Source organism: Streptomyces sp. NBC_01092, assembly GCF_045039535.1.
Lineage (GTDB): Bacteria > Actinomycetota > Actinomycetes > Streptomycetales > Streptomycetaceae > Streptomyces.
The window spans coordinates 330,434-355,918 of record NZ_CP108659.1 but is presented as its reverse complement, the minus strand read 5'-3'; the positions used below and the strand labels follow the sequence as shown (position 1 = coordinate 355,918).

At 68.5% G+C, this 25,485-nt stretch carries 20 protein-coding genes and 3 pseudogenes; 12 read left to right on the top strand and 11 right to left on the bottom strand.

Annotated features, from left to right (window positions below; translation table 11 throughout):
- Positions 1-68 precede the first annotated feature (68 nt).
- A complete protein-coding gene (locus tag OG254_RS01620) occupies positions 69-1,325 on the bottom strand; it encodes an extracellular solute-binding protein (protein ID WP_405576586.1) in 1,257 nt (418 codons plus the stop codon).
- A gap of 289 nt (positions 1,326-1,614) precedes the next feature.
- Between OG254_RS01620 and OG254_RS01615 the strand changes: the two genes are divergently transcribed.
- From OG254_RS01615 to OG254_RS01580, 8 genes are all read left to right on the top strand, one after another.
- Complete coding sequence (locus OG254_RS01615; protein WP_405576584.1) at positions 1,615-2,457, top strand: GntR family transcriptional regulator; 843 nt, start codon at positions 1,615-1,617, stop codon at positions 2,455-2,457.
- Positions 2,458-2,643: 186 nt separating this feature from the next.
- Positions 2,644-3,897 (top strand): low temperature requirement protein A, encoded by a 1,254-nt coding sequence (locus OG254_RS01610; protein WP_405576582.1) that lies wholly within the window; start codon positions 2,644-2,646, stop codon positions 3,895-3,897.
- A 191-nt stretch (positions 3,898-4,088) separates the two neighbouring features.
- Complete coding sequence (locus tag OG254_RS01605) at positions 4,089-4,883, top strand: hypothetical protein (protein ID WP_405576580.1); 795 nt, start codon at positions 4,089-4,091, stop codon at positions 4,881-4,883.
- Complete coding sequence (locus OG254_RS01600) at positions 4,876-5,343, top strand: GntR family transcriptional regulator (RefSeq protein WP_405576578.1); 468 nt, start codon at positions 4,876-4,878, stop codon at positions 5,341-5,343. Before OG254_RS01605 ends, OG254_RS01600 begins: the two co-directional genes overlap by 8 nt.
- A 129-nt stretch (positions 5,344-5,472) precedes the next feature.
- Positions 5,473-5,835, top strand: coding sequence for a helix-turn-helix transcriptional regulator (locus OG254_RS01595; protein WP_147994692.1), 363 nt, complete (start codon positions 5,473-5,475; stop codon positions 5,833-5,835).
- Positions 5,819-6,355: an SRPBCC family protein gene (locus OG254_RS01590; RefSeq protein WP_405576576.1), complete on the top strand. Its 537-nt coding sequence runs from the start codon at positions 5,819-5,821 to the stop codon at positions 6,353-6,355. Before OG254_RS01595 ends, OG254_RS01590 begins: the two co-directional genes overlap by 17 nt.
- Positions 6,355-7,020 carry a dihydrofolate reductase family protein gene (locus OG254_RS01585; RefSeq protein WP_405576574.1) on the top strand — a complete coding sequence of 222 codons (666 nt, stop codon included), beginning with the start codon at positions 6,355-6,357 and terminating at the stop codon, positions 7,018-7,020. The genes OG254_RS01590 and OG254_RS01585 overlap by 1 nt, the downstream gene beginning before the upstream one ends.
- A 550-nt stretch (positions 7,021-7,570) precedes the next feature.
- On the top strand, positions 7,571-9,604 hold the full coding sequence (locus OG254_RS01580; RefSeq protein ID WP_405576572.1) for a hypothetical protein: 2,034 nt from the start codon (positions 7,571-7,573) through the stop codon (positions 9,602-9,604).
- Positions 9,605-9,684: 80 nt separating this feature from the next.
- Here the strand turns inward: OG254_RS01580 and OG254_RS01575 are convergent, their stop codons facing one another.
- Positions 9,685-10,569, bottom strand: coding sequence for an NAD-dependent protein deacetylase (locus OG254_RS01575; protein ID WP_405576570.1), 885 nt, complete (start codon positions 10,567-10,569; stop codon positions 9,685-9,687).
- Positions 10,570-10,823: 254 nt separating this feature from the next.
- Here OG254_RS01575 and OG254_RS01570 point away from each other — a divergent pair, with 254 nt between their 5' ends.
- Positions 10,824-12,986, top strand: a complete 2,163-nt coding sequence (locus OG254_RS01570; protein WP_405576568.1) for a SpoIIE family protein phosphatase — start codon at positions 10,824-10,826, stop codon at positions 12,984-12,986.
- 99 nt (positions 12,987-13,085) lie between these two features.
- Here OG254_RS01570 and OG254_RS01565 read toward each other — a convergent pair whose 3' ends face one another.
- The 3 genes from OG254_RS01565 to OG254_RS01555 form a co-directional block, all read right to left on the bottom strand.
- Positions 13,086-14,270, bottom strand: coding sequence for a type III polyketide synthase (locus OG254_RS01565; RefSeq protein ID WP_405576566.1), 1,185 nt, complete (start codon positions 14,268-14,270; stop codon positions 13,086-13,088).
- Positions 14,271-14,916: 646 nt separating this feature from the next.
- Positions 14,917-15,705, bottom strand: coding sequence for an SAM-dependent methyltransferase (locus tag OG254_RS01560; protein ID WP_405576564.1), 789 nt, complete (start codon positions 15,703-15,705; stop codon positions 14,917-14,919).
- Positions 15,706-16,076: 371 nt separating this feature from the next.
- On the bottom strand, positions 16,077-16,835 hold the full coding sequence (locus OG254_RS01555) for a serine hydrolase (RefSeq protein WP_405576562.1): 759 nt from the start codon (positions 16,833-16,835) through the stop codon (positions 16,077-16,079).
- 692 nt (positions 16,836-17,527) lie between these two features.
- On the opposite strand from OG254_RS01555, the gene OG254_RS01550 reads away from it, so the two are divergent.
- A complete protein-coding gene (locus tag OG254_RS01550; RefSeq protein ID WP_405576560.1) occupies positions 17,528-17,887 on the top strand; it encodes a low affinity iron permease family protein in 360 nt (119 codons plus the stop codon).
- Positions 17,888-18,126: 239 nt separating this feature from the next.
- On the opposite strand, the pseudogene OG254_RS01545 reads toward OG254_RS01550, so the two are convergent.
- Positions 18,127-18,664 (bottom strand): annotated as a pseudogene (locus OG254_RS01545) (hypothetical protein).
- Between the two features lie 202 nt (positions 18,665-18,866).
- Here OG254_RS01545 and OG254_RS01540 point away from each other — a divergent pair.
- Both OG254_RS01540 and OG254_RS01535 read left to right on the top strand, forming a co-directional pair.
- A complete protein-coding gene (locus OG254_RS01540) occupies positions 18,867-19,310 on the top strand; it encodes a nuclear transport factor 2 family protein (RefSeq protein WP_405576558.1) in 444 nt (147 codons plus the stop codon).
- 823 nt (positions 19,311-20,133) lie between these two features.
- Entirely contained in the window at positions 20,134-20,439 is a 306-nt protein-coding gene (locus OG254_RS01535) for a hypothetical protein (RefSeq protein WP_405576556.1), read from the top strand.
- A gap of 277 nt (positions 20,440-20,716) precedes the next feature.
- On the opposite strand, the gene OG254_RS01530 is transcribed toward OG254_RS01535, so the two are convergent.
- The 5 genes and pseudogenes from OG254_RS01530 to OG254_RS01510 all read right to left on the bottom strand — a co-directional run bounded on the left by OG254_RS01530 (position 20,717) and on the right by OG254_RS01510 (position 25,371).
- Positions 20,717-20,842: a hypothetical protein gene (locus OG254_RS01530; RefSeq protein ID WP_405576554.1), complete on the bottom strand. Its 126-nt coding sequence runs from the start codon at positions 20,840-20,842 to the stop codon at positions 20,717-20,719.
- Between the two features lie 695 nt (positions 20,843-21,537).
- A complete protein-coding gene (locus tag OG254_RS01525) occupies positions 21,538-21,876 on the bottom strand; it encodes a MerR family transcriptional regulator (RefSeq protein ID WP_405576552.1) in 339 nt (112 codons plus the stop codon).
- Between the two features lie 1,081 nt (positions 21,877-22,957).
- Positions 22,958-23,755, bottom strand: a pseudogene (locus OG254_RS01520) (IS5 family transposase); the annotation flags it as partial.
- A 58-nt stretch (positions 23,756-23,813) separates the two neighbouring features.
- Positions 23,814-24,242: a RacP protein gene (locus OG254_RS01515; RefSeq protein WP_405576550.1), complete on the bottom strand. Its 429-nt coding sequence runs from the start codon at positions 24,240-24,242 to the stop codon at positions 23,814-23,816.
- 3 nt (positions 24,243-24,245) lie between these two features.
- Positions 24,246-25,371 (bottom strand): annotated as a pseudogene (locus tag OG254_RS01510) (DUF6192 family protein).
- Positions 25,372-25,485: the final 114 nt, after the last annotated feature.

Sequence of the window (25,485 nt, the reverse complement as noted above, 5' to 3'; positions counted from 1 at the left end):
GGTGTGCGGCTCGTGCTGTGCGGTGGGTCCAAGGGCACGGGCGGGCCGAGCGCGGCGTCGATGACGGCTCAGGATCCGGTCGCCATGGCCGCCGTGATCGATGCGGACGCCTTCTCGGCCTCGGCCTGGGCATCGGCGCCGGTGAGCACCGCGGTCATGTAGTCCTTGATGGGGTTCTTCGCCTCGACGGCGGCCCAGCCGGGGGTGTTGGGTGTCGCCCGGCCGACGGCGGCGCCCACTGCCATCGCGGAGGCGCCGGGGTCGGCGGCGACCGCGTCGGCCAGGGTCGTCTTGTTCGGTACGTAGCTCATGGCCGCGGCGAGCTTGCGCTGCCAGGTGTCACCGGTGAGTTCCTTGATGAACGTGAAGGCGGCGTCCTGTTTGCCCGATGCCGCCGGGATGACGAGGTCGGAACCGCCGATGAACACCGAACCGGGCCGCCCGGCGGTCTTGCCGGGGATCGGGAAGAAGCCGAGCTTGCCCTTGAGGCCGGGATTGTTCGCGATGACGACGTTGGCCCCGCCGGGGGTCGAAATGATCTGCGCCACCTGCCCCTTGGCCATGACCTCGGCCTGCGGGGGCTGCGCCTCGTCGGAGTCCTTGGGGCCCTTGCCGAGGCCCTGCAACTGCTCGTAGAAGTTCATGCCGCGTATGGCCTGCGGGGTGTCGAGTGCGCCTTTCCAGGTGTCGCCGGACCGGGTGGCGAGGTCGCCGCCCTCGTCCCAGATGAACCCGGCCAGCGCGTACCACATCTGCCCCGGCAGGTAGATGCCTTGTGTCCCGCCCGCGTTGAGCTTCTCGGTCGCGGCGATCCACTGGGCGCGGGTCTTGATGGCAGCGGCGTCGACGCCGGCCTTCTTGAACAGGTCAGTGCGGTAGATCACGACTCGGTTGGCCGCGTAGTACGGGATGCCGTACTGCTTGCCCTCGTACGCGCCCGGTTCGGCGAGCCCCTTCAGCCAGTTGCCGCCCCCGAGCTCGTCGGCCTTGTCACTGAGGTCGAGCAGGCCGCCGCTCTGCGCGAACTGGGCGACCTGGGTGTTGCCCGTCTCGATGACATCCGGAGCGTCATTGCTGGCGAGGGCGGCGGTCACCTTCTCGCCGATTCCGTCCCACTCCTGGATCTGGACCTTCACGTCGATGTCCGCGTGAGCTGCCTCGAAGCCCGCGACGAACTCCTTCTGGAACTGCGCCGAGACGCTGTCGCGCATGAGCCAGACATCGATCGTCGTCCGGCCGTCGGCGGAATCGCCGGACGACTCCGAATCGCCGCCGCAGCCACTGAGGCCGCCGGCGATCACCAGCGCGGAAACACCAGCAAGCATGCGGAGCTTCACAGTTCACCCCTGAGAGGAAAGCACCACGCCACCTGACCAGTTCATCGACTGGTCAGGTGACCTCTTGTTGGTCGATGAAGGTGGCATAGACCAATCGAAGCGTCAACCCTCCACGCTGGCCTGGCTGTTGGTTGAACGATGCACGTTGAGCCGTGCGACACGGCTGCCATGGTGGACGATTGATGGCTACACTCCGGCTGACCAGTACTCGACCAGTGGTAAGAAGAAGTGAGGACTGGTCAGGTGAAGTCACGGACGGCGGGGCGGGAGCAGCAGCATGAACGCTGGCGAGTCGGGGACGGTTCTCAAGCGAGAACGCGTCCGGGACCACATCCTCGAACTCATGGAATCGCTCAACCCCGGCGACGCCATCCCCTCCGAGCGGTCCCTGTGCGCTGCTCTGCACGTCTCCAGGCCAACCCTGCGGGCAGCCGTCGACGAACTGGTCGCCGCAGGACGTCTCGTGCGTGAGCACGGCCGAGGCATGTTCGTGGCGCCGGAGAAGATCACGCAGGAGCTGGTGTCGGACCGCCGGGCCATGGTCGTTCCCAGGGCATCCGGCGCCTGGACGAGCCGCCTGCTGGAGTTCACCACCATCGCCGCCGGGGCCCGGGTCGGCCGCAAACTGCACCTGTCACCCGCCGCCGACATCGTCTACGTGGCGCGGCTACGGCTCGTCGACGGCGCCCCCATGGCCATCGAGCACCTGCACATTCCCGCGAGCCTGGTGCCCGCGCTGACCGCGCAGGAACTGGAGACGGGCGACCTGTACGAGCACCTTCACGACCGCCACGGAGTCCGGGTGAGTGAAGCCGTGCAGACGATCGAGCCCACCGTCGTCAGTCAGGCCGAGGCCAAGATCCTCGGGGTGCCGCACCTGTCGCCGGCGCTCCTCTTCGAGCGCCTCACCAGCGACACGAATGGCCAGGCCGTCGAGTACGTCCACTCCATCTACCGCGGCGACCGCTACCGCATCGTCACCCGCCTGACCTTGGGTCTGTCGGCCGGTGACGAGCAAGCTACCCCGGCGCAATCCTTCCCGGGCATCCCGCCCGGCGCCTTCCCCCAGCAAGAAGCCGTCGTCCTCACGGCTCAGGGGGACGTCCACGCTGACCGGTGACGGGGCCCCGGGTGGTCCTGGCGGCTCGCGCAACCGCGCGGATCGAGTGCCGCAACCCTCGCTGCTCCGCCCTGCCGAAATACCGGCAGCAGTCCGACGTACTGCGGCGTGCCCGCGGCTACCGCGGCAGTGCAGCCGTCACCATCGCTGCGCCACACGTTCGGCCGCGCCCTACAGGAGCCTCACATGTCCGACAGTGCCCCCGAGCCTCGTCCCGTCGCCGCGGAGGCAGTCCCCCTGGGCACGGGTACCCGCCGATGGCTCTTCCGCCCGCCGCGGCGCCACGGTGAGGTCGACACCAGTCGCAGCGTCAGCTTCCTGGAGCTCTTCTACGACCTGGTCTACGTCGTCCTGGTCGGGCAGGCGGCCCACACCCTCGCGGAGGACTTCACCTGGCGAGGCACGGCGACTTTCGCAGTGGTCTTCGGGCTGATCTGGATCGCCTGGCTGAACGGCACACTCTTCTACGAACTGCACGGCCGCGAAGACGGTCACACCCGCTTGCTGATCTTCGTGCAGATGCTGCTGCTGTCCCTCATGGCGGTCTACGTCGGCCACGCCGACGGCGACGACGGCCGCACCCTGGCGGCACTCTACGCACTGCTTCTGGCTCTGCTGACCTACCAGTGGTACTCCGTGTACCGGCAGGACCCGCCGGAACTGCGCAGGACGCCCCGTCGCTATCTGATCGTCATGGTCGCGGGCATCATCGTGATCGCGGCTTCGGTACCTCTGTCGGCCGACGTCCGTCTCGTCGTCTGGGCGGTGTTCGTCGTCGCGTGGTGCAGCGTTGAGTGCGTCATTCTCATTTTCTGGCGCAGGACGCCGAGTTATGGCGTCGTGACCGACCCCATGGTCGAGCGCTTCGGACTGTTCATCATCATCGTGCTCGGTGAAGTCGTCATCGGTGTCGTGAACGGCCTGACGGACACCGAACGCAGCACCCTCGTCACGACCACGGGCCTGCTCGGGCTCGCCATCGGCTTCGGCTTCTGGTGGAACTACGCCGACTTGGTGTCCGGACGGCTGCCCCGCGAGGCCGGCCACTTCCTGGCGACGTGGATCTTCACTCACTTGCCTATGGCCATGGCGGTGGCGGCAGCCGGGGCGGGCACGGTCGGGCTTGTGGAGCACGCCACCGATCACCGGACACCAGTCGCCATCAGCTGGCTGATGGGTGGGTCCGTAGCCGTCATGCTGCTCACCACCGTGGTGCTTCTGCCCACCCTGGAGGACTACGACCGCTATCCATCCGTCTACAAGTCGGTGCAAGCCGTACTCGTCGCGGCAGCCGTCGTCGCCCTCCTCGTCGGCTGGTCCCGCCCCGCCCCCTGGCTCCTGGCCCTCATCTTGTTGCTCCTCCTCTCCGCGACCTGGGTTTTCGCATTCGTTCGATGGCTGAGCCAGGGCTCCCTGATCAACGAGAGGTCAGCCGACTGAGGCCGCGCCGGCCTCGACGCGCACGCGGCATTGAGGAGCAGGTGGACCTCGCCGGCTTTGCCCTCACGCCCAAGAACCGGACCGCACCGGGCAATTGCCCGCGTCTCGTTGTATCGAGCGTTTGACACAAGATTCCGACCAGGGCATCTTGTACCCACAGTTTGGTACAAGATGCTCTGGGGGATCTCCACGTGCTCGACACCGTCCCGCTCCAGTCCCGGCTTCTCGACCACGCCGACCACTACGCCCGCTGGTCCGGCCTGGCCATCGGAATCGTGGTCGCACAGCAGTTGGTCACGATGGAGAGCGGCGACATCACCATTCCCCTCGTGTTCGCCATCACTGCTTTCGGCTTGTGCGCGGTGGGCGGTGTCCTGCTCGGCGACGCCCTGACCCTGCGTCCCCAGGAAGCGGTACGCACCGCGAGTCTCGCCCCACGTCTGGTCCGAGAGCACGTGCCGCCCCGTATGGGACCCCTGCTCCTTCTGCAGGCGGCCTCCCTCGTCGCTCTGCTGGTCATGGGCGCCGTCACGGCCTCCTCCGGCCCCGACCGGATAGGCGGAGCGGGGCGTGTCATGACCGTCGCCTGCGAAGGGATGACCGCGTCCCTCGGTCCCTGGCCCGGCCTGTACTACAGCGGCCCGATGTTCGCCGCCCTCGCGGCCGGAACCCCCGCCTGCGTCTGGGCCCTGCGCCGTATCGCCTTCGGGCCGGGCGACTACCAGCAGCGCCGCGACCGTGCGTGGGCGATTACGGGAGCCTGGGGGCTGTTGGTGTCCAGTCAGGTGCTCCTCGTCGTTCTGATGCTTCTCATCGCACTCACCGAGAGGGCCTGCGCCGGCGTGCTGGGCGCCGTCACCATCGTGGCGATCTGTCCCCTGGGTCTGCTGAGTGTGTTCACGTTCGGATGGTCCCTGGTAACCGTGGTGGCACCGCGGGCGGTTGGCGACGAGGCAGCAGACGATGGGACGTTCGACGATGAGTGACCGCGCAGTCCGTGTCGACACCACCAGTCAGGTACCGCCGTACGAGCAGATCCGCGCCCAGCTGGCCGCGCTGATTCGCACCGGCCAGCTGTCGGAGGGCGAACGCCTGCCCACCGTGCGCCAGCTCGCTGCCGACCTCGGCCTGGCGCCGGGCACCGTGGCCCGTGCCTACCGCGAGCTGGAGGCCGCCGAACTGATCCGCACCCGCCGTGGCGCGGGTACGCGAGTGGCGGCGCTCCCGTCCGGGCCGCACGCGCACGATGCCCACCAACTCGGCACTCTGGCCCGGGACTTCACCTCCGCGGCCCGAGCGCTCGGCGCCGACACCGAGGACATCCTGACGGCCGTCCGCAACGCGCTGAACTCGGGCCCCGCCCCCGCTTCGGCCAGTGGCTCCAAGACGACCGAGGCGTCGGTGAAAGTCACAGGCGTGAGGAACGGGCTTGAGCAGCAGACGTAGTGGACGGGCGTTGCAAGCCGCGGTAGTGCCACCCGGACCTCTGCAAGTCCGAGTCGGTCGTTGCTCACACGGTCCTCAGTCCGCAGTCCTCGCGTTGACGCATTCCGATATAGGCATATGATTGCTGGCATGGCACGAGCGGCGACGACCTCGGACGCGTTCAACGCGATCGCCGAGCCGCAGCGGCGGGAGATCCTGGCGCTGCTGCGGGGCGGCGAGCGGCCCGTGACCGAACTGGCGCGGGACCTGGGGATGACCCAACCGCAGGCGTCCAAGCACCTGCGGGTGCTTCGCGAGGTCGGTCTGGTGCGGGTCCGCGGGGCGGGCAAGCAGCGGCTGTACGACCTGGACGCCCGCGGGCTGCGGCCGGTCCACGAGTGGGTGGGCGGCTTCGAACAGTTCTGGAACGCGACCTTCGACCGGCTGGACGAGTACGTGCAGGATCTGAAACAGGCAAGGCAGGAGGAACCACCGGATGACGACGACCAGTAGCGGCGGCGAGCCTGACCGCACGACCGCGGACCGCGAGATCGTGATCTCCCGGGCCATCGGCGCCCCACGGGAGCTGGTGTTCGAGGCGTTCACGCAGGTCCGGCACCTGTCGCGGTGGTGGGGACCGGAAGGGTTCACCACCACGACGCGGTCCTTCGAGTTCCGCGCGGGCGGCGCTTGGGCCTTCGTGATGCACGGCCCGGACGGGACCGACTACCAGGAGTGGATCACCTGGACCGAGATCGTCCCGCCGGAGCGGATCGCGTTGGTGCACGGCGAGTCCCGCGACGACCCCAACGCCTTCGAGTCGGTCCTGACTTTCGAGCCGGCCGGCGAGGAGACCAGGATCGTGATGCGCACGGTGTTCCCCACCAAGGAACTGCGCGACGAGGCGGTGGAGAAGTACCACGCGGTCGAGGGTGGCGAGCAGACGCTGGGCAACCTGGCGGCCTACGTCGCCGAACTCACCCGGAGCGAGACCGCCCGGAACGAGACCGGACCGAAGGGAGCGCAGGGCTGATGGCCGGGAAGGTGTTCTTCAGCGTGACGATGTCGCTCGACGGCTTCATGGCGCCGGAGGCCGTGCCCGTCGAGGACGTCTTCTCGCCCGAAGGTCAGAACGACCCGAGGGTCCAGCGCTGGATGGCGAAGTGGTCGGAACTGCAGGCGTGGGCGTTCCCGCAGCGGTGGTTCAGGGAGAACCTGGGGCTCGGCGAGGGCGGCGAGGAAGGACTCGACAACGACATCGCACGGGCGACGTACGAGCGCACCGGCGTGAGCGTCATGGGCAAGCGCATGTTCGACGCCGGCGAGCTGGCATGGCCGGAGAAGGCGCCGTTCCACACCCCGGTGTTCGTCGTCACCCACACCAAGCGTGACCCGTGGGAGCGGCCGGGCGGCACCACCTTCCACTTCGTCAACGACGGCATCTCCAGCGCCCTCGACCAGGCCCGCGAGGTCGCCGGCGACCGCGACGTCCGCATCGCCGGCGGCGCCGAGACGATCCAGGGGTACCTGGACGGCGGCCTGATCGACGAGTTCTCGATCACCCTCGCGCCCGTCCTGTTCGGCACTGGCATCCGCCTGTTCGACCGCGTGGACCCGTCCCACCTCGCCCTCGACCAGACCCGCACGGACGCATCATCCCGGGTGACCCACCTGACGTACACCGTCGGGAAGCGGTAGCCGACGCACCACGCCGGCGGGCCCCACCCCGCGGCCCGGGTCGCGCAGGGTGGGGCGCAGACCGCATCCACCTCGACCGTGGTCCTGCCAAGGGCCGTCGCAAGGGCTTCACCGAGTTCGCTGGCCAACCTCACCAAACACAGCCTCGACCAGCTCACCGCGTTGGTGACGACGCGGCTGAAACGGATGAGTAGGTGTGGCTGACCAATGCCGGCGAGATGAATACCGAACGGCCCCCGCAGGTATGGCACATGACCGCCGAATGTCTGCTTCGAAGAGGCCTGAGTCAGTTCGGATCTTTCCGCCAGGCGCACGCAACCTGTGCCCCGTGCTGTGAGTCGGACCGGCTGGACAGCCGATCAAGGGCACTCAAGGGTTCAGGGGGCGCGTGGTGCGAACAGCGCGAGGGAGAGGAAGAAGAGGCACGCTGGGACTGGCCGTCGGTGCCGCGGTTCTGTCGGTAGGGGCCGGGCTGCTGACCTTGACACCGGCCTCGGCGGCCGTGACGGACGACGAGGGGATGCCGTCCGTCACGCTTCAGGCAGCACACATGACGACAAGGCCGGCGCACCTGCACGCCGCGGACAGCTCCGGCTATCTGTCGTCGCCATCGCCCACCGACCCGTCGAGCCTGTCGACGTGGGTCGGCGACGACGGCTCGACCATTGAAGGCCTGCCCACTCCGGTGGCTGTCCTCGGTGGCCTCGGGCTGGAACGGGTGAAGGAGACGAACACCTACCGGATCCGCCACTACGTGACCGGCGAGGTCGTACAGGTGGACCTGCCCGCGACCGACACCGCCACCCAGATGTTCGCCGAGAACCGTCTGGTGACCCAGCGCGTGGTCGACGGCGAGAGAACCCTGCACCTTCTCGAAATCCCCGACGGCGGCGGCCCGCCGACTGATCGCCAAGTGTCCGGAATCCAGAACGACCTCGACAACGCTGTTGCCAACGACGACGGCGACTTCGTCCACGGCGCGACATCGGACGGGCGCGGCGGCGTGTTCCATTACAGTCCCGCGGGCGGCGATGCCGGGCGCACCGCGCTGCTGGATCTCGCGACCGCCCGGGTGACCTATGTACCGCGACGGGGCTTCGACCGGATGCGCGCCTTGCACCTCGGCCGCGACAAGGTCGTCTTCGAGGTTGGCGACAAGAGTTTCAAAAGGTCGAAACTGTACGTCATCGACCGTGCCCGGCCGGACAAGCCCGGAACCTTCGTCGACCGGCTGCATGACGAGGAGAAGCCCCTCGAAGGCCAATGGAGCGCGGACATGGTCCGGGCGGTCGGCGACTGGCTGGTGTACGCCAACATGATCGACGGCACGGTCCACGCCGTACCCGTCGCGGGCGGCCCGGCACGGACGCTGCTGCCCCGTTCCACCCTCCGTACCCGCTTCGTCAACGCCCAGGACGGCAGCGTCTACATCGACGGTGGCAGCGACCAGGAGCACTGGGCGGTGCAGCGCATCACACTTGCCGGAGACGGCACTCCGGTCGCCGAACCGGTCGTGCCGCTGCCTGCGGTCACGGTGTGGGAGGCCGGCGGCATGGCCCTCGACCACGGGCGGCTGCTGCTCGCCACCGAGAGGGCGCCCGCACCGGGCGAGGGCAACACCTTCCTCACCGCGTCCAAACTCTCCCTCACGGCGGGCGGAAAGCTGACCGCCGGACCGCTCGAGGAGCTGGGCAACCTGGGGTACCGGGTGCCGGACCAAGAGCCCTACGTCGACGCCATGAGCGCGGGCTGGGACCAGCCGTGCTACGAGGACTGCCTGCAGCTCACCGCCACGGGCAGGTCGTCCGTCGCCCACAACGTCTGCGGGGTCGGGAAGGTCGTGGCGGCCGCCGGTCCCTACCGGGTGGTCCGCCCGTCGGACCAGAAGATCTGCCCGGTAGGAACCGGCAGCCAGGAGGTACGGGACGGGGACAAGGTACTGAGCAGCGGTCCCCGGCAGCCCGCGGCCCTGTGGAACAACACTCTGTGGACGCCGGGCAGCGAACCCGGCAGGGTCTTTGCGGTCTCTCTGCCGTCCCTGAAGACAGTGGGCACGCAGTCCGTCGGCGCCACCTGCGTTCCCGAGGAGCTGCAGGTGGTGGGCCGCTGGATCTACTGGTCCTGCGGGCCCGGCGGTGATGCGGGTGTGTACGACCGGGCCACGGGGCGGCTGATCGACGTACCGTCCGGATACGCACAGCTGGCCAACGGATACCTGGTCAGCCAGGCGACCGCGGCACGCAAGCTGCTGATCACCTACTTCCCGGACGCGGTGCCCGCCGACCGCGTCGGCACGAGCGAGCTGAGCCCACTGCCGTCACCGGCCCACACCCCGCAGGACCGGCGCGGCCTGTTCTGGGCGGTGGACCGCTTCGACGGCGCGGTGGCCTACCTCGACGCCTCGGGCGACGTGACCGTGAAGTGGCCCCGGGTCCGCGCCCTCCCGTTCACCGAACCCGGTCCTGAGACCCCGTTCGCGGGGACGCTGTCCGGCGCCCTGTTCGTTTTGACGCTGGCCTGCGCGATCACCCTCCATGCCACCGGCCGGAAGCCGTGGTCACCGTTCCGGCGGCCATCCGCATAAGCCGAGACCAAGGGGTTTCTTCTGAACGGCACCGGATCACCGGACGCGGCACGCACGTCCAGTCGGATCACTGCCGGACCTCAATCGACCTGGATGTCCAACCGTTCAGCCATGGTGGTGAGGGCTGTTCCCAGCGGGAGGGCGACGCGGGTGACGGCGTGGAGGTCGCCCCGAGTCGGATCCCGGTTGATGATCAGCACCGGTTTGTCGGACTGGACCGTCTGGCGGACGAACCGGAGCCCGGACATCACTGTCAGTGAGGAGCCCAGGACCAGCAGCGAGGCCGCCTCACGGACCAGCGTGCGGCAGTGTTCGACCCGCTGCGGGGGGACGTTCTCGCCGAAGAACACCACGTCCGGTTTGAGAATGCCTCCGCACAGCGTGCAGGGCACGACTCGGAAGTCCCCCACCTGTTCGTCGGTGAGGTCGGCGTCACCGTCCGGGTTGATCGCTGCGGCCACCGGATCGAAGCCCGCGTTGGCCTCCTGAAGCCGTTTGGCCAGTTCACCGCGCGGGCTGAAGGTGCCGCAGGAGAGGCAGACGACCCGCCCCAGGCTTCCGTGAAGCTCGACGACATCCTTGCTGCCCGCGGCCTGGTGCAAGCCGTCGACATTCTGAGTGATCACCGCAGCCACCAGGCCGTGCCGCGCGAACGCGGCCACGGCCCGGTGCCCGGCATTGGGGCGGGCACGACCGAACGTGCGCCAGCCGAGGTGGCTGCGTGCCCAGTACCGACGCCGGGCCTGGTCACTGGCGGTGAACTCCTGATACGTCATCGGCGTGTGCCGGCTCAGGCTCCCGCCTTCGCCCCGGTAGTCAGGGATGCCCGACTCCGTGGAGATGCCCGCCCCGCTGAGTACCAGCACACCGCCGGTGCTCAGCGCATTGGCGACCGGCTCCAGATCCGTGGTGCCCGACGGCCAGTCCTGAGGCGGGGTCCAGGCGAGAGTGGGGCGCATGCGCATGCCGCCAGGGTACGCAGCGGGCTGCCGTGAGGTTCTCGCGCACGGTGACCCCGTCCTGACCTGCGCGCGGCCAGCCCCGGCGCGATGGACAGGTCCAGGGGGCGTCGGTGAGGCGTGCGGTCCGCTGTGTGGGCGAAGCAGCCCCGGGTGTTATTGAATGAGGTGTGCGGTCAGGAATCTCGGGACCCTGTCGCCCGGGTTCTGGTACGGCCCCGACGCTGTGCCGGGGTTGGCGAGCGAGCTGAGAGAGCCGCATGGAATCCACATCGTCCTCCTCCTCTTCGTCGCCGTTCGACAAGGTCAGCAGCGCTTTGGGGCGGTACATCCCACGCGGCGCAGCGGCAGCGGCAGCCGGTTCGGCCGACCCGCAGGGCGACAGCGCCGCCCGCCAGCGCGTACACGCCAATTCGCCCCCCGGCCGTCAGGAGCAGATCCTCGGCGTGGTCAACCTGGACCGGGAGCTGAGAATCACCGGCAGCAATCTGGACGCCCCCGTCTTCGCGGGGGTCGTGGCCGTGACCGGGAGGCCTTTCGTCGCTCTTCTGCCGCCCTGGGACGTACCGACGGTCACGCGACGGTTGCGACAGGTCCTCGAGACCGGTGAGCCACACGTCGCCCGGGTCCAGCGCCTGCGGCGCAGCGACGGGTCGGAGCTGGTCGTCTCGATGAGCATCCTGGCCGCCGCGGCGCCCCAGGAGGGTTTGACCGTCACTGTGATCGCCATGGCCAAGAGGCTGCACCTGTACGCCGCCGAGACCGCGATCGGCACCTCGTTGGACATCGGAGAGACCGCGCAATCGCTGGCCGAGTCTCTGCTGGCCTGGGGAGATGTGGCCGCCATCGACCTCGACTTCGCCGTGTGGACGGGCGAGGTGGTCACCGAGCAGCCACAGCGGCGCATCCGGCTGCGGCGAGCGGCCCTGGTCCCGGACCGGGCGTGGCCCGACGGCTACATGACTCCGGGCGACGATCTTCCCAGCGATGCGAGTCGCTTGCTGTCACAGGCGATACGGCGTGATGACGCCGCGCAGGCCATCGTCATACCCGACCGGGCGGCGATCGAGCGGGTACTCGGCAGTGCGCGACTGGTAAGGGCCCTGGTGCCCAGTGACCGAGCGGCAGGTGTGGCGTACATACCGCTGGTCCTGGACGGTGCGCCGCCCGTCGTTCTGGGGGTGGCGGAGATCTGGCGGCGGGCGGACCGCCCCTTCCACGACAGCGAGCTGCTCGACCTGCAAGAGCTGGTGGCCAGGACCTCGCATCACGTCGACCTGGCCCGTCAGCACCAGCGCGAGCACACACAGGTGCTGGCACTGCAGCGCCGACTCCTGCCACGGTCCGGCGGCGACACCATCGAGACTGCCAGCGTCTACCAGCCCGCCACCCCCGACAGTGCGGGCGTCGGCGGTGACTGGGTGAACAGTTTTCCGCTGCCGGACGGCCGTACTGCACTGGTGGTCGGTGACGTCGTCGGGCACGGCCTGGGAGCAGCGGCGACCATGGGACAGCTGAGCATGGAGGCCCGCGCGCTGCTGTCTGCGGGGCTGGCGCCCGACGAGGTGCTGGAGCACCTGGACGAGACCGTGACGCTGCTGGACGACGCGGAGTCCGGGCTGGCGGCCGGTTACAGCGCCCTCGGCTCGACCTGCTGCATTGCCGTATACGACCCGGTCAGCCACCAAGTGGCACTGTCCAGCGCCGGCCACCTCCCCCCGGTCCTGGTGCCCCCGGACGGCCCCGGCGGCCCGGTCGACATACGCCCCCACCCCGGGCTGGGCGCCGAATTCGCACTGCGGGAGCCGTTCGAGGTGCACGCGTTCGCCGCACCCCCGGGCTCGCTGCTGGCCCTCTACACCGACGGCCTGGTGGAGGATCCCGCCCTGCCGATCGACGAGGGCATCGGCATGCTGGCGGACGCGGTGTCCACGGTGCACCCGTGGGACGGCCTGCCGCAGGCCGCGCGGCGCTTGGTCTCCGCGCTGGCGCCCGCGCGCCGACGCGACGACGTGACTCTGCTGCTCGCGCGCATGATCGGCTACCGCAAGGAGGACACCGCGACCTGGCGTCTGCCCGCCCGCATCGACGCGGCCGCCCGGGCCCGCGCGCTGGTCTCCGTGCTGCTGGGGCAATGGGGCACCCGGGATGACACCCGGGACACCGTGCTGCTGGTGGTCAGCGAACTGGTCGCCAACGCGGTCCGCTTCGCCACCGGACCCATCACGCTGCGGCTGATCAGGACCGGCGACGGGCTGCTGTGCGAGGTGGGCGACACAGGGAACGGCAGGCCGCGGCTGGGCCGGGGCGGGGTCCTGGACGACGGTGGCCGAGGCCTGCACGTCGTGCATGGACTCACCACCCGGTGGGGGGTGCGGTGGACAGACACCGGCAAGGTGGTCTGGGCGTCGGTCGCGAGGTGACGCGGCTGCGGCTGCGGGTGGCGCGGGTGGCGTGCGCTCGTCAGACGCCGCCACGGCGGAATGGGCGGCGACCGCTGTCACGGATGACACGAACTCGCGCTACAGCCATTCCCCTGCCAGGGCGGTGGCCGTGAGGCCCGGGGCGGCTGCGTACAGCACGGCACGACTGCCCGGTTCCTGCCCGGCGTCGTGCGCCCTGCGCATGATGTCGAACACGGCGGCGCCACCGCGGTTGCCGCTGGTGTAGCTGTCCCGGCTGTGGTCCAGCAGCCCCGACGGCCAGCCGTCGGGCATCGTCTGCTCCATGTACTCCAGCACTCGCGTCCCACCGGGGTGCGCGAGCAGAACATCGGGGTGCCAGGACTCGGGGTCGTCCTGGTGACGCAGGCGCAACCACTCCCACATTGCGGTGACCGTCTCCTGCACGGCGCGCGGCCCGCGCCGGTCCATCACGAAGTGGGTGCCGTCCGCCTGTGTCTCCAGGCGGTGCAGGTCCTGGGTGCCGGGCAGAGTGTGGTTCCAGGCAGCGTCCAGTCGCAGCACCGACTCGGGCCTCGGGCGGCCCGTGACCACCGCGGCGACCGCGGTGTCCGCGAACAGCAACCGCACGATCAAGGACTCCAGAGTGTCGTCCGCGGGCTGGTAGGTCGTGCTCAGTGCCTCCGCTATCACGACCAGGACCACCCGGTCGGGGTCCGCGGCCACGAGATCCGCCGCCAGCGCAAGGGAGCGGGTCCCGGCGATGCAGGCCCACTGCGTGGCCGGCAGCAGCATGGCGTCGCTGCGGAGCGGGAGCTTGTTGGCCAGGGCGACGTCCAGCCCCGGCAGCGCCGGGGTGGTGGAGTGGCTGGTGATCAAGCAGTCGACGTCTGCGGCGTCCAGCCCGGCGATCTGCAGGGCCCCGCGCGCCGCATGCTCCCCGTAGGACTGCACGGCTGCCCACGCCGGCGCGGTGCGTTCCTGGACGGTCTGCGGCGCGGGTATCGACTCAAGGGCGGCGATCACGCGATCCACGTCCTGCTCGTTGAACCCGTCGCCGGCCAGCGCCTCTCGGGTCGGCCCGATGCCGGCGGCCGGCAGGCCGCTCCCGCTGCCAGGCGCGACGGCGGTCTCCAGCGGCAGCATCCACCCGCGGGTCTCGATGCCCGTACTGGCCGCGATGCCGTCAATCCGCGGCGCCCACGCCGCGTGCGGGTGCCGGCCGCGCACTTCCGCCACGATCTCGCTGGTCTTCACGGTGTGCTTGCCGTGTATCACGGCAGGCGGGCAGAGGTAAGCGGCCATGGTTGGCACCTTTCTACGGGGAACGAGGTGGAACATCACGAACGCTGTGTCATGGATCACTTCGGCACGGCGCATCCAAGTCACTGCCTATGCGCTCTACTTCGGGCCTCTGTGTCCGGTTCGAGCATGGACGCTAAATGGACATTTGCGCTGTGATCTGGGCAACTTGGGTGGGCCTTGTGATGCGTGACACGGCGCGCATCGTTGCCTCAGGGGTCCGACGCGGTGCCCTACTTACCTGGCGTACCGTCAGTCCGAAGGTGAGGGGTTCGCGGCTCGGCCTCCAAAGGAGGCGGCGGCACGGATGCCCGTATTTCGCACCGTGTCTCGCACCGTGGCGGCGCTGATGCAGGCTCGGGCTCGCTTCGGAAGGGCTGTCGTCTGATGGACAACAGCAAAGAGGGCGTCGCCGTGACGTCGCCGTTTCGACGTGATCAGACGGCTTCCGCCCGGCCGCTTAGCTGACGGCACTCATGGCAGGAGGTCTCGGTCTGCCTAGTGGATGTCCCCGGCGCCCCCGTGCCCCCCGCCATCGGTTACGGGGCCATGGCTGGGGCTGTCGCGATGCCGTCGCGAACCTGTGCACTGCGGTTGGTCAGTTGGTCAGCCGGCGGCGGAACTTCCAGGCCCACTGGGACGACCTGGTTCAGCGTATGCGGGCCACTCCTGCGTAGATGCCGCTCGCCTCCGCCTCCGGGGCCGGGGTGGAAGAGAACCAGTCGGTTGCCGTCACCAGGCCGGGTGGCATGAGATCCAGGCCGTCGAAGAAGCGCTCCACCTCTCCGCGTGTGCGGAAGGCGAGCTGGATACCGCCCTTGGCGTACTGGGCGACGACCTGTTCGGCGAGTTCCGGAAACAGGTCGGACGCGGCGTGCGACAGGATCAGATAACTACCCGACGGCAGCGTGTCGATCAGGGCGCGGACGATTCCGTGGGCGTCCTGTTCATCGGTGATGAAGTGCATCAGCGCGATGAGCGACAGCGCGATGGGGCGGTCGAACTCCAGAACGTGTCGGGCATGCTGGACGATCGCTTCCGGGTCGCGCACATCGGCCTGGATGTAATCGGTCGTTCCCTCGGGGCGGCTGATCAGCAGCGCCTCTGCGTGACGCAGGACGATCGGGTCGTTGTCGGTGTAGACGACCTTGGCCGACGGCACGACGTTCTGCACGATCTGGTGGAGATTCGGCTCGGTCGGAACTCCCGTGCCTATGTCCAGGAACTGATCGATGCCCTGCGCGGCGAGCCACGCGGCCGCCCGGTGCATGAACTGCCGGTTCTGCCGCGCAGCGTCCCTCGCCTCGGGCGGCAGCATCTCACCGACCGCCTCGTCGACCGGGTAGTTGTCCTTGCCGCCGAGCAGCCAGTCATAGACCCGCGCAGGGTGTGCCTTACTGGTGTCGATCGGCAGAGACGGCTGTGGGTTGGTCGTCATGACAGCTCCATCGCGCCGGGTGAGAGATGCAGACCGAGTTCGCCATGATCATACTCGGGTATCTCATCTTCCTTGCGTACGGGCCGAGTTGAACAACGCAACTCGCTACGACCGCCGACAGACTGCTCAGCGTGACTCTGCCTTGCGGTGCCGGATCGTGCGCCACGAGGCGCAGCTGTTCCGGGTAGGGGTGAGGACCCGGCCGCTGGTCTGTCGCAGCAGGCTGGCGAAGGCGGGGTCGGCTGGAGCCTGGCGGTCGGCCCGGGTGCCACCGGGGCAAAGGGCGCATGGGCGGGAACGTAGGACGAGTGCGGCCAGTCGGTCCGCAGCGGGCTGCCTCCATCAGTGGGCCGGCGAGGCTCGGTCAGGTCTTACTGTGGCCAGGGCCGCACGTGGGCGCTGGCCGCGCCGATGGCTGCTCGCGCCGCGCGTTCGACCAGCCTGACGCCGCTTTCCATCGACTGGTTGCCGCTGCTGAGGACCGAGACCAGGTAGCGGTGGCCGTGCACGGTGACCTGGCCGACGCTGTTGATGACCCACAGGCCGGTGGTGTTGCGCTGGATCCAGCCGTTCTTCAGGGCCCACTGGGCGCCGGGGGAGCCGGCCGCGGAGACCCCCCAGTCCTGCTCGTCGATGATCTGGCCCATCAACCGGCGGATGTAGGCGCGGGAGGTTTGGTTCAGTCCCTTCGGCGGGCGGGGGGTGGACACCGGTCCCCGGGCGAAGACCGCGCGCAGCAGTTGGACCTGATCTCTGGCGGTGGTCTGGGTGAGGCCCCAACTGGTGCCGGGACCGCCTTTGGTCGCCTCCAGTCCCAGCCGTTCGTGCGCCGCGTCGAGGCCCACCGCCTCGCCGATCGATTGCCACAGGGAGTTGGCTGCTTCGTTGTCGCTGGTGCGGATCATCTCCTCGGCGTACCCGCGCTCCTCGGCCGTCAGCGCACGGTCCTCATCCTGCGCCTGAAGCAGCAGCGCCGCGAGGATTCCCAGCTTGCTGATGCTGGCCGTGTCGAACGAGTCTTTTGCCCTGTAGGAGGCGACCTCCTGGTCGGCGCTGTCCAGATCGAACACCGCCACCGCCAGCCGCCTGTCACCGTCCGGCAGGAGGGGCTTCAGCGCCCGCGCGAGCATCGCGCCCCGCCCCTGCCTCTCACTTTGCGGTGGGCCCAGGGCAGGCGGCGCCGCGCGTACTGATGGGTCTTGCTTCCGGGAGGGAGGGCCGATGGGGGAGCAGGCGACGAGCGACGCCGCAACCGCGGCGGCGGCGCACGCGGCGCAGACCCTCAGCGTGCGTGCGCGCAGGCCGCGCTTGGGGTGCGTCCGGTTCGGTGCGTCGAGCATGGGTGGGGCAGGCCTTGGTATTTCTGTGGGGAACGACAGCGAGCAATTGGAAAATATGGCATGCGGGATGTGGAGGCGGTGATCTGACACCCGACAGGCGGGTCACTACCTGAAAGGCGGAGCAGCCTCACACATACGGCCCCTGGCCCAGCCCAGTTCATGCCGACCCAGTCCGGCCCGGTTCTCCGGGGGAAACGGCCGGCGACTGACACGGACCACACCGCAGTGCCTGCCAGGCCCCAGCACAGCGCGTTTGCATTCGCCGAACGTGTCGACGCCTAGAACGAGACGGACACCTCACGCTCCTGGCGGGCGGCCCGCAGCGCGGTGACGGTCCGCTATGGGCGTGCCCGCACGTGCCAGCCGATGGCTCGTCACAGCGATGGCACGGGCAGGCGCCAGCGGCGGTGCGCAGGGCATGCAGCCGGCCGAGGCGGGAACATGGTGTGGGATCTTGCCCGTCCGGGTGGAAGGCACACGCAATGGCAGTTCGACACCCTGTTGAGCGGTCCGGCGGACGGTACAACCGTCTGTCCGAAGCCGCGGCCCACTTCACGAGCTCCCCGCCCTTCTACGCCATCTGCCTGACGCTCGTGGCCTTTTTCATCGCCGTGCATGTGGCAGGACTGGGGGAGCACTGGCAGTTCCTGGCGGGGGACATGATGACCGCAGTGACCTTGCTGCTGCTCGCCCTGCTGAAGAACTCCGAGCAGAGGGCCGAGCACGCGATCCAGAAGAAGCTGGACGCCATCGCTGCCGCGCTCCTGGAGGAGCGGGAGGGCAAGACCGGCGAGGCCTCGGAAGAGCTGCGGAAGACCATCGGGATGGACGAGGAGGTCTGACGCCTCAGTGGTTGCTGCGCAGGGGGCGCAGCACAGTACGCCGGGCCCCCTGCTTCACCAGCTGTCCGCTCCCGGCAACTGGCGTGAGCGTTCAGTCGAGCAGATCCGCGAGCTACGGCGTCACAGGAACCTGACAGCCCATCTGGACAGGCTCCTCAGCCACCTGCAGCCCAGCCCGACACGAGATCAGCTTCCCCTCTGGACCGAGACCCCGCCCACCCCTGCCCTCAGGCCCCGCGTCATCGCCCTGCCAATGTCACCAGCCAGGGATGTCCGGGATGAACATGTGTCAGCCACGTGCCAAGAACATCGCGCCGCGTCTGGCTCAGCATCGGTAGGACCCTGTCGAAGTCCGCGTGATCCTTGGGCCGCGCCGCCTTCGCTTTGAACAGCAGCACCAGCTCCGGCACCAGATAGGGGATGCCGTCCGCGGTCCGCTCGATGACCGCCTCGTACGGCAGCCGCAGGGCGCTCGTCCCGCCAACAGATCCACGTCCCGCCCTGGCGCGGCTCGCGGAAGACGTCTAGCAGAAGCTGTCCGGTCGCCGGATCCCGCAGCCATGTCTGATGAGTTGCTGCGACTGCCTCATCTCCTGCACTCACCCAGAGCCGTCCTGACCCCACCGCGTCAAACACGTATTCAGGAAAGCGATCTCGAATCTCGGCGAACCCCGCCAAGGGCACCGCGATCTCCAGATCGCCGTGGGGCCGCGACTGTCCTCCGCGGAACAGATCCAGCGCCCACCCGGCGGCGATGCACCAGGTGCGCTGACTCAGTCATCGAAACAACGAGCTGCCTCAACTGGTTGTTCAGAGAAGTAAGCAGGCCGAACGAGATGGAGCCTGGCCAGATGGTTCGAGAGTGGATCTCGATGCTGCGCTTGCCTTACCTCGGTGGTAATCGTCGCGGGATCCCTGCGCTGGCAGGCTTGGCGATCTCTCCGCGTCAGAGGACGCGGATCAGACGGAGAGGTCAGAGATGTCAACAGCCGCGCCTACGAATACGCGCACTGCGGTAGAGGAGCTACTGCGAAGGATTGGCAAGGGCGACCCCGAGCGCATCGCCGAGCTGTATGCCGAACAGGGCGATTGGAAGTTCAACTGGCCGGAGGCAGAGCACGGCCGTAGCGCCACACCGTGGATCCGTCACCGGTCCACCCGGGCCGACGCAGCCACCCATTATCGCGAGCTGGCCGAGTACCACGTGCCCGAGTGTGTGGCTACTGAGGTCGAGCGCATCCTCATCGACGGAAGCGACGCGGTCGTGATCGGCGAGATCCGTCAGACCGCACGGCCCACCGGACGTGCGTATCACGCGCGGTTCGCTCTCCATCTCACCGTCGAAGACGGCCTCGTCACCCGGCACCACGTCTATGAGGACAGCCTGGCCGTCGCCCAGGCATTCGAGGCGGACAATCGGTGAAGGGCACCAGGCCAGTCGCGAAGGTCCTGCTCACAGCCACTCGACGATGGCCGCGACGAGGACGGTCACCTCATAGCGGAATGCGAGTTGGTCGTACCTCGTCGCCATGGCTCGGCGCCTTTAACCCGTTCAAAACCGTTCGAGATCGTGCCACGACGTACGGCATGACGACGAACCGAAAGGTCCATGCCCCGTAGGCGGCCACGAGACATCCGGGTTGGCAATACCCGCCACCAGACACGAGAAGCGACGCCGGTCATTGAGGTAACCCCTTCGAGGCCCGTGCTCTCCTTTGATGCCGTGATGCAGGCGATTTCGCCGCGAAGTGCTCGCGAACTCCGACGGATCGTCAGCCGGATTGACGCCGTGCTCGGCGCGAGGACCAGTCCTTGACGTGTGAACTGCCGTGGGGGCGGGCCACAGTTGCGTTCGCTGGAGGTTCGTAGAGTCGCAGGCATGAGTGACGACCATCAGCAGGCACGGGTAGTTGAAGGCGCGTGGGTGAGGATCGAAGCGTGGCTGCAGCGGTATGCCCCGCGTTCCTATCGGATGCTTGCTCCGCCCGCTGCGGAGGCCGATATCCGTGGGGTTGAGCAGGACCTCGATCTGACCGTCCCCGCGGGCTTACGGGCCTTCTACCTTCTTCACGACGGCACTGGTGGTCACCCTGCCGACTTCGGCTGGACGCCTGCGCCTTGGACCGGGCTCGCGCCGCATGGACAGGGAACAGCCTGGCTGTTGCCGAGGAAGCATGGGATCCCTCCGGTGCAGCATCTGCCGTACTGGGATGAGGGCCCTCACGATCGGCCGGCCGGACGACCCCATGGTGCAGTACCTGGCCTTCGCTGCGACCGACGGCACCGGTCTGTACGGGCTGTTTGCGGACTGCACCCCGGGACCCGGCTACGGACGGATCGGAACCTTCGAAGAAGCCGGCATCCCCAAGCTGGGCGTGTGGCTGTCGTTTGCCGACTACCTCATCGAAGTCGCCGATGCCCTGTATGAGAACCGAGGCGTGGAGTACGCGGACGGACACCAGGACACGAAGGTGCCCGGTCTTGTCGATGAGACATTGGTGTGGGACAGCCCGGCACATCCGCGAGACCCGGACTGGGCACGCTTCGCATAGCACTGTGGCCACTGGCCGGAACGCCACAGGGGGATCCGGCCAGCGGCTTGGTCAGCGGTGGCCGAGCACGCGTACCCGGGCCGACGGCCTCCAATCTGCCGATTGTTCTGGCCCGTGCGGGCACAGTGGAGAGGTCTGCGCCGCACGGGCGATCAGGGGGGCCGGCCGGCCGGTGTCGGTGATACGGGCGATCGCCTCCGGGGTGAGGGCACGATCGTGGGGTGCGCGGGAATGGGCGCCGGGAACGAGGTGGAGAGGGACCTGACGGGTACGCCGTTCAGTGGCCGTAGGGCGGCTCGAAGCAGCCTGTCTCCGGGTACGGGCCGTTGGTCTCCACGCCGTAGTTGGATTTCTGCACGAACGCCGAGACACACGCGTCGTCATGGACGCGCAGCGCGACCAATGAGTGCCTGTTCCTGAAGCGGGCATGCCATTGGCCAAGTGTCAGGGCCGTGCGTCGTTCGTGCTGGTCGGCCACACGCTGGACGGCCTGTGCAGGCGTTAGTCAGGCCGGGGCTGTGCCTTGGGTTCTCCTTGTGGCGGCAGTGCTTTGCGCGGCGGGGGTGGTGCGGCTCTTTCTTCGCGGCCGGTGAAGAGTTCCAAGAGGACGCGGATGGGCATGTCGGCCTCCGCTGGGTGCCGGAACGATCCGTCCAGGTGGAGGGCGTACTGATTGCGTGGCCCGATGCGTTCCCGATGTAGGTAGGCGCCTGTTCAAGGTCGGTCACGATGGCCAGGACAGTGCGTTCGGTGATCCGGCATGCTGCGGCGATGTCCCGTAGCCGTGCGGTCGGGTCGCGGGCAAGGGTCAGCAGTACCCGTGCATGGCTGGTCAGGAGGGTCCACCGTTCAGCCTGGCTGTTCATACCGCTCAGCGCCTTCACCACCCTTGTCGGCGACTCGCCGCGGACACCTGTCCGGAACTGCTGGAAATCGGGCTCGCCTAGTGTCCCGGACAGGGTGCTGTGCCGCAGCCGGCGCGACGGTCGCCGTTTGGTGTCCGCAAAAGACGAAGTTGCTCGGAACGCCTGCGTTCCGAGCAGCATGCGTGGGCGGCAGCCGCGAAGCTCCTGGGCGAGCCCTCAGGGCATAGCCGTTTCAGGCCGTGGCCGTCGGGTCCGCTGATTGGGCGGCGCGGCGGTGTTCGGCGTTGATGCGCTGGGCTTCTTCGAGCTGGTCTTCGAGGACAATGATGCGGCAGGCGGCCTCGATGGGAGTCCCGCGGTCGACGAGTTCCCGGGCGCGGGCGGCGATGCGCAGCTGGTAGCGGGAGTAGCGGCGGTGTCCGCCTTCGGAGCGGAGCGGGGTGATGAGGCGGGCTTCGCCGATGGCGCGGAGGAAGCCCTGGGTGGTGCCGAGGAGTTCGGCGGCCCGGCCCATCGTGTAGGCGGGGTAGTCCTCGTCGTCGATACGGCCAAACGAGTCGTCTGCTGTCATCTGCACCTCTCTGTGGAACGCGTCGAGGGGCCTTGGTGCCGTACGGCACCAAGGCCCCGAAGGAACTGCTACACCATCTGCCGACCCTGACAGGGCGTCGGCCGTCTGTTTCCGCAGCCCTGACCTTGATGCTGTCGGGGGTGCTGGGATCGCGGTTGCTTGACCGGAGACCACCTCACTATCGATGTCCTGCGGTACCCGGGTTCAAGATGTCGGCCCGGGCGATCCTGATGGCGCTCGGCTCCTCCGTTCTTCCCTCTGGGATCAACTGCCTACTAGTGGGTACTGCGTACTGCTGGTGATGCGAACTGCTCAGCGGCCTGTGACAGCGCCGCATTCGGCAGCCAGCCCCGTCGCCCGTCCTGCGTCTGCTCTGGCTTGGAACCCCACTGCCGAACCTCCCGGTGCGCGCGTCCGCAGCCGACGCCTTCACCGAGGTGCTGCTCACTGACTTCACTGCTGGGTACCGCGAACTGCACTTACGGGTACTGCCACCGCGTCAACCGCGGTCCTGCTCACGGCGGCCCCTGATCACTGCGGGCCACCCGGTCCGGTCGCCAGTCCCGTCGCCGTCCTGCAACAACCCTGGCTTCGCAACTCCACCACCGCACCGTCCTGCGTACTGCACCTGCTTGTAGTGCTGCCCGGCAGTTCGTGTCTGCCAGGCCCCGTTTGATCTCGGCTACGAGAGAAACCATAACCACGCTCCCACCCCAATGTCTACTCCAACAAACACAGATTTCCGCGCATTCGAGGGTGAGACAGTCGGCTTCGAACAGTGGCGCGGGCAGGTGCGAAGCCGACACGGCCCGATCAACGGGCGCAGTCCCGGGGCACAAGCACCGCGCAGACGAGACCGGGAATGGGCGATCCGAAGAGTGGTGCAGGCTGGAGGTGAAGGCCACGTTGATGCGGCGGCTCGACGGCTGAACCGTCTGCGGGATCAGGGGAGTTCGTGGGAAAGTGGGCTCCCGGCCGGGATCCCGGGCCGGTCCGGTGGAGTTGCCGACCGTGAACTTGAGAACGATCAGTCCCGGTTGGCCTCGCGGGAGACGGGCTGTCCGCTCCTGCGGGAGGACCGACGGGTGATGCGCCTGGTCATCAGTGTGATCGCGGCCCAGGTGATCAAAGATTCCGAGTGCTGGATGAGCCGCTCGTAGTCCCGGGCGTGACGGCGGGCGTGCATGATCCAGGCGAGCGACCTCTCGACGACCCAGCGGCGAGGCAGCATGACGAAGCCGGGAGTGTTCGGTGGTCGGCTGACGGTCTTGAGCGTCAGGTCGAGGTGCTTCTTCGCCCAGGTCACGAGCTTTCCGGCATAGCCGGAGTCGGCCCAGACGATGGTGATCTCAGGGTGCATCAGCCGCAGCCGGAACAACACTTCCTTCGCCGCATCACGGTCGGTCATGTCGGCCGGGGTGACCATGACGAACAGCGGCAGGCCCTTGGTGTCCACGACCAGGTGCCGCTTGCGGGCGTTGATCTTCTTCGCGCCGTCGTAGCCGCGCGAGTCCATCCCGACGGTCTCGGCGGCCTTCACGGACTGGGAGTCGATGGCGGTGGCGACCGCGCCGGGCGCCCGGCCCCTCTCACGGCGGATGCGTTTGCGCAGATGGTCGCGGATCTGCCCGACGACGCCGGCCGCCGCCCAGCGGGCCATGAAGTTGTAGCAGGTCCGCCAGGGCGGGAAGTCCCTGGGCAGGGCCCTCCACTTGCATCCGGTATCGACGACGTAGCGGATCGCGTCGACGACCTCGCGGCGCGGGTGCTTCTCGGGGCGGCCCCCTTTGGGGGACTCGCAGGCCGGCAGCGGGAGGAGGGGCTCGATGAGGGTCCATTCGTCGTAGGTGTCGGAGGGGTAGCAGCGGTGCCGGGACAACTCAACCCCCCTTCGAGGAACGGGGGTTGGGGGACGGCGACGCCATCCCCCAACCCGGTCAGTTGTCGATGTACTCGGAGATGATGTCGAGCGTGGACTCCACCGAGCTGAGCTGGGTGTTGAGGTGCTTGATCCACCGTCCTTTCGGCTGGAGGGACGCGTGCGGGCCGACGACGGCGGTGATGAACCGGCGGATCTCGGTGAGCTTCTCCCTCACGATCCCGATCTCGTATGCCTGGAGCTCGGCGGTGTCGGTGCAGAAGCGGTAGCCGTCCTTCTTCGTCCAGATCAGGGGAGGCCAGCCCCGTTCGGTGATGATGTCGCGCAGGCAGGCCAGGCCCGCGCGGGTCTGGCTGGGTGTCAGCTCGCCGGAGCGGACGAGCTGGGGGAAGGTCAGCCCGGCCGGGCGGGCCTCGAAGAGTACGAACCGGACGGTGTCGGCGTGCCGCTGGGAGGCCGCCGATCTGCGCTCTAAAGCGCGTGGCACCGGCTATTCGCCTTGCAGGAGCTTGGCCAGTTCGCCGTCGACATCGACCTTCCCGGTGTCGACGGCCGTCTCGATCCAGTCCAGGGTGGCCCGCACCCGGGCGACGTTCTCGTGGACCAGGACGCGTTCGTCGTCACCGAGCTGCCGGTCGCGCAGCCCCGGAACGGTCCGTCCGGCCGACGCGACGAACGCGTGGCAGGCGGTGACGAGGTCGAGGAACTCCACCGACCGGTCGATCGCGCGGATCGCCGGGGCGATCGGGCTGTTCTCCTCGAAGTCCTCGCGGGCCTGCCGGCTGCGTTCGACCTGCGCGTGGTTGACCTGGTGACGGGCGGTGTCGTCCGACATCGCCTTGAACGCGACATCCGGGCGGCGCAGCAGACCGGTGGTCACCTCGGCCGCGACGGACTCGTCCTGCGTCAGCGCCTGCACCCTTCACCCGGTCGGCCAGCGCGACCTTCGCCACCACGTCCGGACGGCGCAGGATCTCCGGCGCGACCGCGGCGGCGACCGCGTCCTCACGGGCCAGCTCCGTGACCGCCTTCACCCGGTCCTCGGTCCTCACCCGCGCGACGACCGCCGGACGTTTCAGCAGGTCCCCGGTCACCGTCGCCGCGATCTTCTCCCCTTTCGCCAGCGTGTGGATCGCGCTGACCTTCTCCTGTGGGGTGACGGGCTTGACGACCTGACGGCCCGCCCGCCGGTTCGCCTCGTCCGGCGTCCACCGCGACTTCCCCTCGGGCGGGGTGCCGATCGCCTCGAACCGCTCCTCCTCGTCCGCGATCCCGGCCAGAATCCGGTGGACCGTGTAGGAGACACCCGAGACCCGGAACTCCTTGGGCCACCGGGACGCGGTCCACCTCGTCCGGGTCACCATCGAGTACGACACCCCGATGTCCTCGGCCAGCCGGAACAGCGACTCCTTCGCCGTGAACGGCGCCTCACTCCTCTCGTTGCCGCCGTACTCGCGCATCGGCTCGACTTCCAGCGCGTAGTCGCCGATCGCGAATTGGATGCGGCTGGCCGTCTCCACCAGCTTCCGCAGCTCGGCCACAATCGCCGCGTACCGGCTCGCGCTGACACTGCCGACCCTGTCGCCGTCGCCGGTCTTCCCGGTCTCTTCGGGCACGGTTCTCACCCCAACCCGCGGGCCGGGCACGGCCGTTGACCGTGACGAGACACGGCCCGCCTCTCAAACCCGAGAGTCAGACCGTAAATCCTATGATCACAATGATTGACCGGG

Bases quoted from the DNA above. Each gene is read 5' to 3' on its own strand.
- OG254_RS01600 (WP_405576578.1), top strand. From the start codon at position 4,876: ATGAGTGACCGCGCAGTCCGTGTCGACACCACCAGTCAGGTACCGCCG.
- OG254_RS01580 (WP_405576572.1), top strand. From the start codon at position 7,571: ATGACGACAAGGCCGGCGCACCTGCACGCCGCGGACAGCTCCGGCTAT.
- OG254_RS01555 (WP_405576562.1), bottom strand. From the start codon at position 16,835: ATGCTCGCGCGGGCGCTGAAGCCCCTCCTGCCGGACGGTGACAGGCGG.
- OG254_RS01595 (WP_147994692.1), top strand. From the start codon at position 5,473: ATGGCACGAGCGGCGACGACCTCGGACGCGTTCAACGCGATCGCCGAG.
- OG254_RS01590 (WP_405576576.1), top strand. From the start codon at position 5,819: ATGACGACGACCAGTAGCGGCGGCGAGCCTGACCGCACGACCGCGGAC.
- OG254_RS01550 (WP_405576560.1), top strand. From the start codon at position 17,528: ATGGCAGTTCGACACCCTGTTGAGCGGTCCGGCGGACGGTACAACCGT.
- OG254_RS01535 (WP_405576556.1), top strand. From the start codon at position 20,134: ATGGTGCAGTACCTGGCCTTCGCTGCGACCGACGGCACCGGTCTGTAC.
- OG254_RS01575 (WP_405576570.1), bottom strand. From the start codon at position 10,569: ATGCGCATGCGCCCCACTCTCGCCTGGACCCCGCCTCAGGACTGGCCG.
- OG254_RS01610 (WP_405576582.1), top strand. From the start codon at position 2,644: ATGTCCGACAGTGCCCCCGAGCCTCGTCCCGTCGCCGCGGAGGCAGTC.
- OG254_RS01615 (WP_405576584.1), top strand. From the start codon at position 1,615: ATGAACGCTGGCGAGTCGGGGACGGTTCTCAAGCGAGAACGCGTCCGG.
- OG254_RS01525 (WP_405576552.1), bottom strand. From the start codon at position 21,876: ATGACAGCAGACGACTCGTTTGGCCGTATCGACGACGAGGACTACCCC.
- OG254_RS01560 (WP_405576564.1), bottom strand. From the start codon at position 15,705: ATGACGACCAACCCACAGCCGTCTCTGCCGATCGACACCAGTAAGGCA.
- OG254_RS01585 (WP_405576574.1), top strand. From the start codon at position 6,355: ATGGCCGGGAAGGTGTTCTTCAGCGTGACGATGTCGCTCGACGGCTTC.
- OG254_RS01540 (WP_405576558.1), top strand. From the start codon at position 18,867: ATGTCAACAGCCGCGCCTACGAATACGCGCACTGCGGTAGAGGAGCTA.
- OG254_RS01570 (WP_405576568.1), top strand. From the start codon at position 10,824: ATGGAATCCACATCGTCCTCCTCCTCTTCGTCGCCGTTCGACAAGGTC.
- OG254_RS01565 (WP_405576566.1), bottom strand. From the start codon at position 14,270: ATGGCCGCTTACCTCTGCCCGCCTGCCGTGATACACGGCAAGCACACC.
- OG254_RS01620 (WP_405576586.1), bottom strand. From the start codon at position 1,325: ATGCTTGCTGGTGTTTCCGCGCTGGTGATCGCCGGCGGCCTCAGTGGC.